General features: G+C 67.6%; 16 protein-coding genes and 1 pseudogene. 2 read left to right on the top strand and 15 right to left on the bottom strand.

Annotation, left to right across the window (positions count from 1 at the left end; genetic code table 11):
- The 10 genes and pseudogenes from EB75_RS29665 to EB75_RS01580 all read right to left on the bottom strand — a co-directional run.
- A pseudogene (locus EB75_RS29665) lies at positions 1–187 on the bottom strand (hypothetical protein); the annotation flags it as partial.
- A 14-nt stretch (positions 188–201) separates the two neighbouring features.
- Entirely contained in the window at positions 202–1,032 is an 831-nt protein-coding gene (locus EB75_RS01615; RefSeq protein WP_073693728.1) for a phage major capsid protein, read from the bottom strand.
- 145 nt (positions 1,033–1,177) lie between these two features.
- On the bottom strand, positions 1,178–1,687 hold the full coding sequence (locus tag EB75_RS01610; protein WP_073693727.1) for a hypothetical protein: 510 nt from the start codon (positions 1,685–1,687) through the stop codon (positions 1,178–1,180).
- A 6-nt stretch (positions 1,688–1,693) separates the two neighbouring features.
- Positions 1,694–2,038 carry a hypothetical protein gene (locus tag EB75_RS01605; protein ID WP_073693726.1) on the bottom strand — a complete coding sequence of 115 codons (345 nt, stop codon included), beginning with the start codon at positions 2,036–2,038 and terminating at the stop codon, positions 1,694–1,696.
- A gap of 203 nt (positions 2,039–2,241) precedes the next feature.
- Positions 2,242–2,517, bottom strand: coding sequence for a hypothetical protein (locus EB75_RS01600; RefSeq protein WP_073693725.1), 276 nt, complete (start codon positions 2,515–2,517; stop codon positions 2,242–2,244).
- A gap of 281 nt (positions 2,518–2,798) precedes the next feature.
- Entirely contained in the window at positions 2,799–4,313 is a 1,515-nt protein-coding gene (locus EB75_RS01595) for an AAA family ATPase (RefSeq protein WP_142239360.1), read from the bottom strand.
- Between the two features lie 57 nt (positions 4,314–4,370).
- Positions 4,371–4,496 carry a hypothetical protein gene (locus EB75_RS29800; protein ID WP_286150041.1) on the bottom strand — a complete coding sequence of 42 codons (126 nt, stop codon included), beginning with the start codon at positions 4,494–4,496 and terminating at the stop codon, positions 4,371–4,373.
- Positions 4,496–4,810: a hypothetical protein gene (locus EB75_RS01590; protein ID WP_073693723.1), complete on the bottom strand. Its 315-nt coding sequence runs from the start codon at positions 4,808–4,810 to the stop codon at positions 4,496–4,498. Before EB75_RS01590 ends, EB75_RS29800 begins: the two co-directional genes overlap by 1 nt.
- A 237-nt stretch (positions 4,811–5,047) precedes the next feature.
- A complete protein-coding gene (locus EB75_RS01585; protein ID WP_073693722.1) occupies positions 5,048–5,956 on the bottom strand; it encodes a tyrosine-type recombinase/integrase in 909 nt (302 codons plus the stop codon).
- Between the two features lie 60 nt (positions 5,957–6,016).
- Positions 6,017–6,637: a riboflavin synthase gene (locus EB75_RS01580; protein ID WP_073693721.1), complete on the bottom strand. Its 621-nt coding sequence runs from the start codon at positions 6,635–6,637 to the stop codon at positions 6,017–6,019.
- Between the two features lie 80 nt (positions 6,638–6,717).
- Here EB75_RS01580 and EB75_RS01575 point away from each other — a divergent pair, with 80 nt between their 5' ends.
- Together EB75_RS01575 and EB75_RS01570 are read left to right on the top strand one after the other, a co-directional pair.
- A complete protein-coding gene (locus EB75_RS01575) occupies positions 6,718–7,434 on the top strand; it encodes an LppX_LprAFG lipoprotein (protein WP_073693752.1) in 717 nt (238 codons plus the stop codon).
- Entirely contained in the window at positions 7,434–9,011 is a 1,578-nt protein-coding gene (locus EB75_RS01570; protein ID WP_073693720.1) for an MFS transporter, read from the top strand. The genes EB75_RS01575 and EB75_RS01570 overlap by 1 nt, the downstream gene beginning before the upstream one ends.
- A 75-nt stretch (positions 9,012–9,086) precedes the next feature.
- On the opposite strand, the gene EB75_RS01565 is transcribed toward EB75_RS01570, so the two are convergent.
- From EB75_RS01565 to fmt, 5 genes are all read right to left on the bottom strand, one after another.
- Complete coding sequence (locus tag EB75_RS01565) at positions 9,087–9,332, bottom strand: hypothetical protein (protein ID WP_073693719.1); 246 nt, start codon at positions 9,330–9,332, stop codon at positions 9,087–9,089.
- A gap of 328 nt (positions 9,333–9,660) precedes the next feature.
- On the bottom strand, positions 9,661–10,671 hold the full coding sequence (ribD, locus tag EB75_RS01560) for a bifunctional diaminohydroxyphosphoribosylaminopyrimidine deaminase/5-amino-6-(5-phosphoribosylamino)uracil reductase RibD (RefSeq protein WP_353651639.1): 1,011 nt from the start codon (positions 10,669–10,671) through the stop codon (positions 9,661–9,663).
- Positions 10,668–11,345 carry a ribulose-phosphate 3-epimerase gene (rpe, locus tag EB75_RS01555; RefSeq protein ID WP_073693718.1) on the bottom strand — a complete coding sequence of 226 codons (678 nt, stop codon included), beginning with the start codon at positions 11,343–11,345 and terminating at the stop codon, positions 10,668–10,670. Before rpe ends, ribD begins: the two co-directional genes overlap by 4 nt.
- A gap of 5 nt (positions 11,346–11,350) precedes the next feature.
- Complete coding sequence (locus tag EB75_RS01550) at positions 11,351–12,685, bottom strand: RsmB/NOP family class I SAM-dependent RNA methyltransferase (protein WP_073693750.1); 1,335 nt, start codon at positions 12,683–12,685, stop codon at positions 11,351–11,353.
- Positions 12,686–12,807: 122 nt separating this feature from the next.
- Positions 12,808–13,734: a methionyl-tRNA formyltransferase gene (gene fmt / locus EB75_RS01545; protein WP_073693717.1), complete on the bottom strand. Its 927-nt coding sequence runs from the start codon at positions 13,732–13,734 to the stop codon at positions 12,808–12,810.
- Positions 13,735–13,737 lie beyond the last annotated feature (3 nt).

Here is a 13,737-nt window from a genome sequence, read left to right as displayed (position 1 = left end):
CTGGGGAATTACGTGACAGCAACCCCTGGGGAATTACGTGACCGACGACACTGAACTCTGATTCAGCGATGCAGGGTGCCACTACTGCAGCCATGGCCAGCGCATCGGCAATCATGGCCTGTGCCTTGGCTTCTGCGATCTCAGCGAATGGAGCCAGGTCTACCGGTGCGATGGCTACGGCGGTCATGAGGGTGCCTCTACTCAGCTACCGGATACAGGCATGCTCAAGCGCGCCAACCGGTTTGGATGCATCACGTCCCAGCCCAGACGGAAGATCACGCGGACCGCGATGCTGTCGGAGCTGAAGAAGGCCTGATCAGAGCGGTCCACGCGGACCTTGCTGACAGCGGCCACGATGTCGTTGCGGTCGATCACCAGCAGCTTGCCTGCGGTCATGTCGGGCGTGACCGTCACCGGCACGGACAACAGGCTGCGCGTGGCCGACTCGGTACCCGCACCGATCAGGCTGCGGTTACTGGTGTCCTCGTCCTTGAGCTTGGACAGGCTGGCCCAGGCGTCGGGTGCGGCGATGATGTTGGTCGCGGTGCCGCCTGCGGTCTCGATGTCCGCGATAGCGTCGATCAGAGTGTCCAGGCTGTCGCCGATCACTCCGCCGTCGGTGATGCCCGCGTAGTTGAGCAGACCCGTGGGGCCGCTGGCGTTGCCCAGGAAGGCCGCATTGGCCTTGCGGGTAACCGAGCGGGTCAGGCTGTCGATGATCAGGCGCGCCGCTTCGGGCTGGGCCAGCGTCTCGTAAGAGTGCTTGGTGAGCTTGGCGACCTTGACCGTCTGCACGATGGCCTCGTCGTAGCCCTGATCAGACTCGGCGATGTTGGCACCTTCGGCCACGATGGCGGCCGCACCGTCATCAGCGACGAACGGGACGCGGACGGCGGGCTCGTCACCCTCGATGGCCCCCGCCACGATGGCGTGGGTCAGGATCAGCGCTTCGGGGATGGCATCGCCGGGCAAGTACTCGGTGATGTCGGGCCGCCAGGCGGCGGGACTGGTTGGCGTGGTTTGTGTTGCCACGATTGAAATACCTCTCAGGAGGGAACGATTGATGACCAGGTGTGCGCCGCTGGCGCTACCTCGGGGTGCCCTCCTGGGGCGATCTGCGGCGGTGTTGTGGCCACGGGCCTACGAAACACGCACTGCGCCAACCAGTCTAGCCGATCTATTCGTGAAAGCCCATGACCGCGTTGATCATTTGGTCACGAGCGCTTCCCCTGCCAGCTTGAGGGTTCCCACCTTCCCTCGGGACATAGTTCTGCTTCCGGTTCGGCGGGTACAGGCCAAATTCATCGCGAACCTGGCTCGCACGGTGGGCGACCTTGTCGGGGTCGACGTTGCCGTCACCGTTGAGCAGGTCGGCCAGCGCGGTGTCTCCCAGCCACAGGGCCACACCCTTTGCAAGGTGTTCGCCCGCAAGGCGTTCGGCCTCGGCCCGCTGCATGGACTCCAGCCGCTGAACCAAGGTGTCACGCTCGGCCTCGGTCTCTCGGAGCTTGCGCCGGTACTTGGCGGCCTCACGGTTGCCGGTGCCGTCGTCGGGACCTTCGATGCCCGAATCGGTCTCCGGCGGCTCTGCGGCCACGCTAGGGGCCTCTACGGGCGTGCCGGGATCAGTTGTGGCGGACGGCGTCTCGGTGTCGGGCACGGCGTCGGCGCTGATATCGGTGCTCATGATTGGTTAATGCTCCTTGCTGTCGATGATGTGGATGCCCGGCAGCTCGCCGGGCGTGATGCCGAACTGGTCGGCCTGGGCGGCGGTGATGAAGGTGCCGCCGAAGGACGTGGTGACGGTGCGCGATGGACCCACGCCCAGCGGGTTGCCGTCGGGGTCGGTGATCAGCTCACCCGGAATGGTGCCTGTGCACGGCTGGCCCTGCTCGGACCTCAAGTAGGCCGCCGACTGCCGTTCGAGGTCCTCACGGGTCAGGCCAGGGCTGGCCACGATGTCGCGCGGGGCCTGGTCGGTATTGGCGAACAGCTCGCGCAGAAAGGCGCGCATCTCGTCGTCGCTCTCGGTGATCATGCGGTGTGAATCCTCCTGTTTCTCAAGTGCTTTTTGTTGCTATAGCTGTTCTGTAGGCGGACTACAGGGTCAGCCTGGCGTTCCAGTCGCTGGAGGTTGTCCCCACATCGGAGTGAAGGACCGGGACCGGGGTGCGCGGAAGGCTGCAGTCAGGCCAGCACCTGCCATCCAGCAGGCCGCAAATTCAGGCCAGGGCATGGTGATCACTCCCCCGTGGTCTCGGAGCCATCAGCCACAGGTCCTGCAGCGCTTCGCCTCTCGGCCACGGCCTCCGTGAGAGCGGCACCCAAGGCCTCGGCCAGAGCCTCGGTGTCGGGGTCGATGCGCACAGCCTGAATCGCCGAGGTGGGGCCAATCAGCCAGCGGCCAGATGGAGTGATGGCGGCATAGCCAGGCTGGCCATGGAACTGGGGCCAGTGCAGCTGTTCCAGGTCATGCCAGCCATCGGCCAGGAGCAGGGCGGTGATGGTGGTGTCCATATCGGCTGGGGTCTCTTTCTGGTGGGGGACGTTCCCAGGAACGCCAGGGAACGGGGAACAGGTGACGCCAGGGATGCGCTCCCTTGCCCCAGGAAGCCAGGGCAAGGGAGCAAGGGAGCGGTCAAAGGTCTGCATCTCTCTCCATTCGCTCTCTTGCTCTCTTTACTGGTAGAGAGCTTTTTAGAGTGCTCCCTTGGGGAGCAAGGGAGCGCCCCACTGGAGCAAGGGAGCAAGGGAGCAAGGGAGCAAGGGAGCAAGGGAGCAAGGGAGCAAGGGAGCGGTCATACGGAGACACCCCCGCTCCCTTGGGCGTCCGCAGGAGTGCCTTCCTGGCCGCGAAGCCTCCAGAACCACGCGCCGCTCTGGCCGTCCTTAACCGACTCGGCACCAGCTCGGAGCTTGTACCGCTTCAGTTGATGGCTGCTATACCCAGCAGCTGAAGCTGCCTCCACGAGGTCGGTGTGCCAACGAGGCCTGTTGGCCAGCTCACCGATCAGCCACTCCACCACCTCGTCGCGCGCGCCAGACCCATGGCCAGCGGCATGCGCCTGGGCGACCAATTGCGGTGCGGTCTGGTCGGTTTCGCCGACGTACTCCAGCAGGGGCACGGTGCCGTCGTGGTCTTCAGTCGCAGCGAAGCGCGCAACGCCGCGCACCGTGAACTTCGAGGCCATGACAGAGGCGGCGGTGTTGGCCTTGTCCGGGCCGATCACCAGATTGCCGTCGTCGTCGCGCTGAGCGAACAGCGCCATACGCGCCTTCTTGCGCAATTCTCCTGTGGCCCCGTACTTGTCGCGCGTGTTGGCGCTGGCAACGCGGTTGGTGTGCGTCAGCAGCAGGACTGCCGCATCGGTGGTCGTGGCCACGTCCTTCCACGGGTGCAGGGCCTGACGGGCCTGCTGAGGGTCCTTCACCTGAAGCTTCGATGACACGGTGTCGAGCCAGGCGTCCACGACGACCAGCGCGGGGGCCGGATCAGCGTTGGCAATCAGTCCCAGGTCGCGCGGGAACTCCGGTGCACCGCTGCCGTCTTCGTCGGCACAGATCACGCGCACCATGGAGAGGTCAGCACCGGCCACTTCGAGCCGTGGCCGCACGGTCGTAGACCAGTCGTCCTCGGTGACGGCGACGAATACCTGGGCTGGATCACGCCTCGGCACACCGAACTCGAACAGTGGTTTGCCTGTCGTGACGGCGGCAGCGAGGTACACCCAGAACAACGACTTGCCGATGCCCTCATCGCCGACAAGGAGACTCACGGCACCACGCGGCAACCGGTTCTTGGCCAGCCAGCGCGGCTGCGCGGCGGGCCTCAGATCGTCGGCAGCCCAGAGTCTCGATGCGCCATCAGCGGCGGTCCTGCCCGCCTGCTCGATGATCGCGCCCGTCGCCGCATGCAACGCGGCCACGGTGCCCTCGGGGTCTGCGTCCAGGGTCCCCGAAGCCTTAATGACGGCGTCCTGGACTCGATTGACCACCAGCCGCTGCTGCAGCGCCGAGGTCATCCATTCGGTGGACTCCTCGACCTTCTCGAACAACTTGAGCGTGGGGAACTCCAGCTCCATGATCACAGCGGTCGGCGGCACGCCTTCGGCCTGCCAGTACTCGCTCATCCACGAATACGCAGCACGGCACGTCACATCTTCAAAGACGTTGGCGGACATACCTTTTGCGGCGATCACCGCCATGTCGGCAGCGTCCATCATGCGCGAGAGGACTTTACGTTCAATTTCAGACATCGGATCGGGCTCCGTTCGCCCGCCTCGACGGGATATACCCCACAGGGGTACCATCATGAGTAGCAATCAGGGCCGCTCCGGTGACATCAGCACCGGGGCGGTTCTTCGTTTCGGTCACGAGGCCACGGCCTCCTCGACATGGAGCGCGTGCGGCCCTTGGCCGGTGCAGTCGTCTGCGGCGGTCAGGTCGTGGTCGTCCAGGTGGTCACGGTCGACCTGAGCCAGCGGGTGTGCACACATCACGCGGCACCTCCGTCGACGCGCAGCTCCTCGACGTCAGCGAGTACTGCCGGGTCCTCGCGGGCCAGCCGATCCTCGATGTCGGCCTGCTGCGCACGTAGACGCCGGGCCTTGGCGCTGGCCATCGCCAGCTTGAGCATGTGGGCCTGCCGGGCATGAGTGGCACGCCTGGCGCGTTCGGCGGGGTCCAGAACACCGTCAGGGTCGACCTGGTTCTCGAACCGCTTGTTGAACGCGGCGCGGGCCGAAGCCGTGCGGGTTGTTCGGTCATCACATCGCGCCCATTGGGCGTGCGCGCCGAGCTGGCTGCGCATGCGCCGCTCTGCTGGGGTCAATCTGCTTTCTGACATGGCTCTGCCTGAGTCCTTCGACGGGTACGACAAACCGCACGTGACCGGTTGGACACGCGCTTCCAGTGGGTGGTTTGTCGGACCATTGATCGGTGCAGGATCGGCCCAACGTCATGAACGCTACGGCAATAGGTAGCTACAGCGCAACAGTTAAATCCATTGCACCACAGTAGAATTGACAGTTCCTAGAACGTTTTACACTCAAACGCCGAGGTTACCCAGGTCGAGCCTGCGGGCCTCAGCGGCGGCCCGGTCCGAGGCGCTGGCCTTTGTGTACCTGTCGAGCATCTCCCGTGACGACCACCCGGCGACGGCCATCAGACCGTTCTCCGATCCGCCAGCGGCCAGCCAGCGCGTGGCGGCGGTGTTCCGCAGCAGGTGCAGATGGAATCCAGAGATACCGGCGGCAGTCGCCCGGCGCTTCATGGAGACGTCCAGACCGTGGTACCGGAACTGCTGTCCGCCGCCGCCGAGCCACAGGGCCGGTGTGTGTGCCAGGCGATGCGATCGGCGCATCCTGAGGTAGCGGTCGATGCTGCGGGCCACCTGCGGCGAGAACGGCACCACACGGCCCTTGCCGCCCTTGCCACGGGTCACCACGGCCAGGCCGCGCTGGACGTCGATGTCATCGACGGTCAAGCCCAGGACCTCACCGGCGCGCATGCCGGTCTCGATCAGGAGGCGCGCGATGGCCTCGTCCCGGCGGTCGATGAACTCCTTGCCCTGGCAGGCCTTGATCAGTGCCGCGCACTGCTCGTCGGTGAGACCCTCGACAACCTTGACGTCCATCTTCGGCGGCTTGAGATCGCGAATATGGTCAACGTCGATCTCGCCCTCTTCGAGCAACCAGGCACCGTACCGCTTGAGGGCCATCTGACGCGTGCGTGCAGTAGCCGGGGCCGCTCCCCCGTCAAGCAGGCCCTTGATCCACGACCGCACCGTCGGACGGTCCAGAACCGCAGCGTGGTCATGCGCGGCGCACCACTCCAGGAACAGGCGTACGCCCGTCGTGTAGGCATCGACGGTTTGCTTGCTCTTGCGGTCGGCCTGCAGGGCGAGCTTCCAGGAAGGCAGGAGGGCAGCAAGGTCCACGGCGGCAGCGATCGGCATAGCAGATATGTTAGACCTGCAGCGCTACACCTAGTCAGAATCGGGCATATACGCCCTGTTTTAGCTGGTAGAGCTGCCTTTCTTCTCAATCAGCCGTTCGACGTATTTCGCGATGACGTCGACTTCCAGGTTCACCGTGGTCCCCACCGGGGCACGGCCCAGCGTCGTCAACTGCAACGTCGTTGGGATGAGAGAGATCTCGAACCAGTCGCCCTGCTCGTCGCGGCCCAGCCCGGACACCGTCAGCGACACCCCGTCGACGGTGATCGACCCCTTCTCGACGACATAGCGGGCCAACTGCGGCGGGAGCGCGATCCGCACGACCTCCCAGTGCTCGGACGGTGTGCGCGACAACACAGTGCCGGTGCCGTCCACATGACCCTGCACGATGTGTCCGCCCAGCCGGCTGCCCAGCGCCGCAGCGCGCTCGAGATTGACCCGTCCACCAACCTCGACACCGGCCAGACTGGACCGGTTGAGGGTCTCTGCCATCACGTCGGCCGAGAAGGCGCCGTCGGGCAACACGTCGACGACCGTCAGGCAGACGCCGTTCACCGCGATCGAATCACCGTGCCCGGCATCGGTGGTGACCAACGGGCCGCGGATGACGAACCGCGCCGCGTCGGCCAGTTGGTCCTTGCTGACGATCTCGCCGAGCTCTTCGACAATGCCGGTGAACATGGACCTCAGCCTAGCTATTGGCGTTCTACGGGCCGATCGAGGCAACTGGTTGGTCGGGTGCACCTATTACGATGCAGGGCATGCAGACGCGCAAACGCTCCGCCATGCTTGTTTCCCTACTCTCCACCGTGATGGCCGGGGTGCTCCTGGTCTCCGGTTGCTCGAAGTCCGAGGCCCCGTCGGCCCCGCTGCCCGACGCCGCCGCGCTGCTCAAGCAGTCCGCCGACACCACTCGCGGCCAGCAGAGTGTGCACCTGGTGCTTCTCGTCAACGGCAAGATCGCCAAGATGACGGTCACCAAGCTGACCGGTGACATGACGCTGACCCCGGCCGTCGCCGGTCAGGGCAAGGCCAACCTGTCCGTGGGCGGCATGGGTGTCCAGGACGCGCCGTTCGTGGTCTACGACAACCACCTGTACGCCTCGCTGTCGTCCGGTGGTCCGCTGTCCGACTTCGGCCCCGCCGACGCCATCTACGACATCTCGGCCATCCTGCGCCCCGAAACCGGCCTGGCCAACATCCTGGACAACTTCACCGACGCCAAGGCCGTGGGCCGCGAGGACATCGGTGGCGTGAAGACCGTCAAGGTCACCGGCACCGTCAGCGCCGAGGCGGTCAACAAGATCGCCCCGCAGCTCAAGGTCACCACCGCGTTGCCGGGCACCGCCTGGATCGAGGAGGGTGGCAACCACCAACTGGCACAGGCGCAGCTGGAGACCAGCCCGGGCAACAACCTGCAGATGACGCTGACGGACTGGGGCAAGCCGGTCACCGTCAACAAGCCTGACGTTCAGTAATGGCCCGGGGTAACAACCGGCATGTCGCCATAGCGGCAGGCAGCCTCGCGGTCCTGCTCGGCGCGCTCGACACCTATGTCGTCGTGACGATCATGACCGACATGATGAAGGCCCCGCCGGACGGGATCGGCATCCCGATCAACAAGATTCAGCAGGTCACGCCGGTTGTCACCTGGTATCTGCTTGGCTACATCGCGGCGATGCCGCTGCTGGGCCGGGCCTCGGACCGGTTCGGCCGCAAGCTGGTGCTGCAGGCCAGCCTGGCGCTGTTCGCGGTGGGCTCGATCGTGACGGCCATGGCCGGCATGTTCGCCCCGGCCAACGAAGTCGTCGAGCCCCTGATCCAGCTGATCGTCGGCCGGACCATTCAGGGCGTCGCCAGTGGCGCGCTGTTGCCCGTGACGCTGGCGCTGGCCGCCGATCTGTGGGCCGCGCGCAACCGCGCCGGCGTCCTGGGCGGTATCGGTGCCGCCCAGGAGCTGGGCAGCGTGCTCGGCCCGCTGTACGGCGTCGGCGTGGTGTGGCTGCTGCACGACTGGCGGGACGTCTTCTGGATCAATGTGCCGCTGACCATCGCGGCCATGGTGATGATCCACTTCAGCCTGCCGTCACGCGCCGAGACCGAGGAGCCCGAGAAGATCGACGTCCTCGGCGGCGTGCTGTTGGCCGTCGCGCTCGGGTTGGCGACCTGGGGTCTGTACAACCCCAACCCGGACGGCAAGCAGGTGCTCCCGGAAAACGGCCCGCCGTTGCTGATCGCCGCCGCCGTGGTCGCCGTGGCGTTCTTCGTCTGGGAGAAGATCGCCCGCACCAAGCTGATCGACCCGGTGGGCGTGCACTTCCGGCCGTTCCTGGCGGGCCTGGCGGCGTCACTGTGCGCGGGTGCGGCCCTGATGGTCACGCTGGTGAACGTCGAGCTGTTCAGCCGCGGTGTGCTCGGTATCGACCAGGCGCACGCGATCTTCAAGCTGGCATGGTTCCTGGGCGCGCTGCCGGTCGGCGCGCTCGTCGGTGGGTGGATCGCCACCCGGGTGGGCGACCGGATCGTCGCGTTCGCCGGCCTGCTCATCGCGGGGGCCGCGTACCTGCTGGTGTCGCACTGGGACATGAACGTGCTGGAAGCCACGCACGACCTCGCGATCGTCACCCTGCCCAAGCTGCCGACCGATCTGATCATCGCCGGCTTGGGACTTGGTCTGGTCATCGGACCGCTGACCTCGGCGACGCTGCGCGTGGTGCCGACGGCTCAGCACGGCATCGCATCGGCCGCGGTCGTGGTCTCCCGCATGATCGGCATGCTGATCGGCATGGCGGCGCTGTCCGCGTGGGGTCTGTACAAGGTCCAGCAGGCGCTGGCCTCGATGCCCCCGATCAAGGGCGTCAACCTCGCGGACGCGGCGGCGCAGGTCGCGCGGAACACGAAGACCGCCTACACCATGCAGTACAGCTCGATCTTCCTGATCACCGCCATCGTCTGCGTGGTGGGCGCGCTGGCCGGGCTGCTGATCGCCGGCCGCCACGAGCAGGCCGACGAGCCCGAGACGGCCCCGGAGGTCGACCCGGCGCCGGTCGCCTAGCCCAACGACAACGGAGCCGCAGAGTTCATCGACTCTGCGGCTCCGTTGTGTTCGGGCCTGTTCAGCGGCGGCGCTTTAGCACCGCTCGATACCCGGGCGCATCAGCACCACGTTGTCCGGGATGTACGCCGGGGTCGGCGCGGGCGCCGGAGCCGGGTGGGACCCGTTCGCGTGTGCTGCGAGGCGTTCCAGCGCCACGTCCACAGCCTCGTCGAAATCCTCGACGACACTCAGCACCGCCCGCAGGGGCCGGCGGAACACCATGTCTTTGATGCCATCTTCGACCGGACGGAAGCTGAGCCAGTCCTGCAGTGCAGTCATGCTCGTAATCCTTTGCTCGTGATCACCTTCGCTCGAACGACGTCGGTGAGCGCGATATTTCGGCCGGATCCAGGCGACCCGGTCTCTGCACTCAATTTTACGGACGCGAAATCGTGGCCTCCTGCACGAATGCGGCGGCGTTGATCTCGAACTGATAACGATTAGCAAAACTAAAGATGGGTTGCGGTGAGCCCGATCACATTGCGCTCTGCGATGAATCGCACATCTCAGGGCTTTGCGGGAACGAATTCGGGCGAAGCCAAAAGTGGAATCGCCGGCCAACCCCGCGAGGGCCGGCACAAAAAGTTCGCTGAAACCGCCCGAGCAATCAGTTCGGCACCAGGCTGAGCCGCACGTCGGCTCCGACGGTCGCGACTCCGTCGAACCGCCAGCGGCCGGCCTGCGAGATGGTCGACACCCCGACATCGTCGATCGCGGTGATCGGTCCGCCCAGCAGCGTCGGCGCCAGATAGGCCAGAATCCGGTCCACCAAACCGGCCCGGACGAATGCCCCGGCCAGCGTCGGACCGCCCTCGAGGATCACATCGGTGCGGTCCGACAGCGCCCTGAGCACTTCGTGCGGGTCGTGGGTCCGGATCACCATCGTCCGGGAGTCGTCGTTCAGGATGTTGGACTCCGACGAAATCTCGCGCTCGCCGACCACCACGCGCAGGGGCTGACGAGCCGCGAGGGTTCCGTCGGTCAGTCGGGCGGTGAGCGTCGGGTCGTCGGCCAGCACGGTTCCGGTGCCGACGACGATGGCGTCGGCCACCGCGCGGTGCCGGTGCACGTCGGCCCGGGCCGCCGCTCCGGTGATCCACTGGCTGGTGCCGTCGGCGGCGGCACTGCGGCCATCGATACTGGCCCCGAATTTCCACGTGACGTGTGGCCGGCCGGTGCGCTGGCGGTGCAGCCACTCCCGCAACGGCCCGCCGGAGACCTCGTCGGCCAACACTCCGGATGTCACGGTGACCCCGGCGTCCGTCAAGCGTTGCGCGCCACCGGCAGCCACCGGGTTCGGGTCGGCCACGGCGAACACCACGGCCGCGACCCCGGCATCCAGCAGGGCATCGACGCACGGTCCGGTGCGGCCCTGGTGGTTACACGGCTCCAGCGTCACGACGGCGGTGCCACCCGCGGCCCGGGTCCCGGCCCGGCGCAGCGCCATCACCTCGGCGTGCGCCTCCCCCGGCGGTTGGGTCCCGCCGACGCCGGTCACTTCGCCGTCGCGGTCCAGGATGACCGCGCCGACGGGCGGGTTCGGGTAGGTCGTGCCTTTGACCGCGTCGGCCTGGCCGACGGCCATCCGCATGGCGGCCTCGATGGCCTCCGGCGTCACAGCACCAGATGCGGTGACGCGGCGGCGGCCTGACGACGGAGGGATTCCACCGCGGCACCCGGATCGGCCGCGTTGTACACCGCGGAGCCCGCGACGAAGCAGTCGACACCGGCCGCGGCGGCGGCTTCGATGGTGTCGTCGTTGATGCCGCCGTCGATCTCGACGACCAGGGTCAGCTCACCGGAATCGACGAGGTTACGCACCAGGGCCACTTTCGGCAGCACCTCGGCGATGAACTTCTGGCCGCCGAAGCCCGGCTCGACCGACATCACCAACAGGGTGTCGAAGTCGCGCAGGATCTCCAGGTAGGGCTCGATCGGCGTGCCGGGCTTGACGGAGAGCCCCGCCTTGGCACCGGCCGCGCGGATGTCGCGGGCCACGGAGATCGGGTCGTCGGTGGCCTCGGCGTGGAACGTCACGTTGTAGGCGCCGGCCTCGGCGTAGGCCGGGGCCCACCGCTTCGGGTCCTCGATCATCAGGTGGCAGTCCATCGGGATGTCGGTGACCTTGAGCAGGCTCTCGACGACCGGCAGACCCAGCGTCAGGTTGGGAACGAAATGGTTGTCCATGACGTCGACGTGCAGCCAGTCGGCGCCTTCGACGGCCGCCGTTTCTTCGGCGAGCCGGGCGAAGTCGGCGGAGAGGATGGAGGGGGCGATCAGTGGTCCTGCCATGGCGGTCAGACTACTTTGAGGGCGGCCGCGAACATCGCATCGGTGCCATGCCGATGTGGCCATAACTGCACGTGTGGTCCGGCGCCCAGCCGATCAGCCGGGGCGAACAGAGGACGGGTGTCGATCTGTTCGACCGGTTGACGGCGCACCGCATCAGCAATGACGCCGACCGTCTCGGCCAGGTGCGGCGAACAGGTCGCGTACAGCACCACACCGCCGGGACGGGTGAGTTTGATTGCCGCAGCGAGCAATTCGCGCTGCAGCCGGGCCAGGCCGGGCACGTCGGACGGCTGCCGGCGCCACCGCGCCTCGGGCCGGCGACGCAGTGCGCCCAGGCCCGTGCAGGGGGCGTCGACGAGGACTCGGTCGAAGGAGCCGGGCTCCAGACCGGACTCGCGGCCGTCGACGCGGAGTACCTCGACGCCCATCCCGGCGGTGTTGCGCTCGACCAGATCAGCGCGGTGCTCTGTCGGTTCGACGGCGGTCACCTCGGCGCCGCACTGCGCGGCGATGGCCGCCAGCATCGCGGTCTTGCCGCCGGGACCCGAACACAGATCCAGCCACCGGGTGTCGTTGCCCTCCAGCGGCACCTCGGTCAGGGCGCGGGCCACCAGCTGGCTGCCCTCGTCTTGCACCTGGGCCAGACCGTCCCGGATCGGGTCGAGCTGACCGGGGTCACCGCCGGGCAGGTACACCGCGTACGGCGAGTACCGGCCGACCTCGCCGCCGATCGCCGCGGCCAACTCCTCGGCGCTGATCTCCCCGGGGCGGGCCGCGAGGTGCACGACGGGGCGTTCGTCGTCGCTGGTGAGCATCGCATCGAGCTCCCCCGCGTCGGCACCCAGTGCATCGGCGAAGGACTGCGCCACCCAGCGCGGGTGCGCGTGGGTGAACGCGGTGTGGCCGATGGGATCGGCGGCGGCCGACGGCGCGAGCTCGGCAACCCACGCTGCCTCGTCCTTGCTCGCGATGGTGCGCAGCACGCCGTTGACGAAACCCGCACGCACCGAATCGAATTCGATGCCGGCCTGCTCGACCGTGGTGTCCACGGCGGCGTGGGCATCGACTCGAGTGCGGAGCAACTGGTAGGCGCCGAGGCGCAGCAGATCCAGCAGGACGGCGTCGATCCGGTCGGTGGGCCGGCCGGCGGCGCTCTCGATCACCGCGTCGAGGAGCCCGACGCAGCGGCAGGTGCCGTAGGTCAGCTCGGTGGCGAAGGCCGCGTCACGGCCGGTGATGTCGCGCTCACGCAGGATGGCCGGCAGCGCGAGGTTGGCGTACGCATCGCGCTGCGAGACGGCGCGCAGCACGTCGAACGCGGCCTGGCGGGCCGGATCCAGGGGCTTGCGGCGCGGGCCCCGTGGCGCCTGCGACCGGCCGGGCTGACGGTCCTGCCGGTCCCAGCCACCCGTGCGACCCTGGTTGCCCGGACGACCCTGCCGTCCACGCCCGTTCCGTTCGGTCACCGAGCCACCACACCTTCGTCCAGCCGGGCGCCGCGCGCCCAGTCTGCCGCATTCATCGACTTCTTCCCCGGCGGCTGCACCGTGCCCAACCGCACCGGGGCGCTCCCGGTGCCGATCAGCACCTCCGCCTTATCAACGCGAATTGCGCCGGGCGCCAACGGTTCTCCCTCGACCGGCACCACGGGGCCGAGCTTGACCCGCAGGTCGCCGATCTCGGTCCAGGCACCCGGATTCGGGGACACCGCCCGGATTCGCCGGTCGACGACGTGCGCCGGCAGATCCCAGCGCACGCGAGCGTCTTCGACGGTGACCTTGGGAGCGATGGTCACGCCGTCGGTGGGCTGTGGCACCGCGGTCAGCGCACCGTCCTCGATGCCGTCGAGCGTCGTCTCCAGCAGGCCGGCGCCGGCGTCGGCCAACCGGGCCAGCAGATCGCCCGCGGTGTCGATGGGTCGCACGGTCTCGGTCAGTACGCCGTACACCGGGCCGGAGTCCAGGGGACGTTCGATCAGAAAGGTGGTGGCGCCGGTCACCTCGTCGCCGGCGGCGATGGCGGCCTGCACCGGGGCGGCGCCACGCCAGGCCGGCAGCACGGAGAAATGCAGGTTGATCCAGCCCAGCCGCGGCACGGCCAGCAGCTCGTCGCGCAGCAGCGCGCCGTAGGCGACGACGGCGCAGCAGTCGGGTGCCAGCGCGGCCAGTTCGGCGACGAACTCGGGGTCATTGGGTTTGGCTGGGCGCAGCACCGGAATGCCTTCGGCCAGAGCAAGTTCCGCCACCGGAGACGGCGCCGGCTTGCCGCGCCGGCCGGACGCGGCGTCGGGACGGGTCAGCACCGCGACCACCTCGTGGCGGGGCGACGCGATGAGCCTGCGCAAGGAAGGCAGCGCGGGTTCCGGTGTTCCGGCGAAGACGATACGCACGGT

The organism is Mycobacterium sp. ST-F2, assembly GCF_001905655.1.
GTDB lineage: Bacteria > Actinomycetota > Actinomycetes > Mycobacteriales > Mycobacteriaceae > Mycobacterium.
This window is presented reverse-complemented; position numbering and strand designations above follow the sequence as displayed.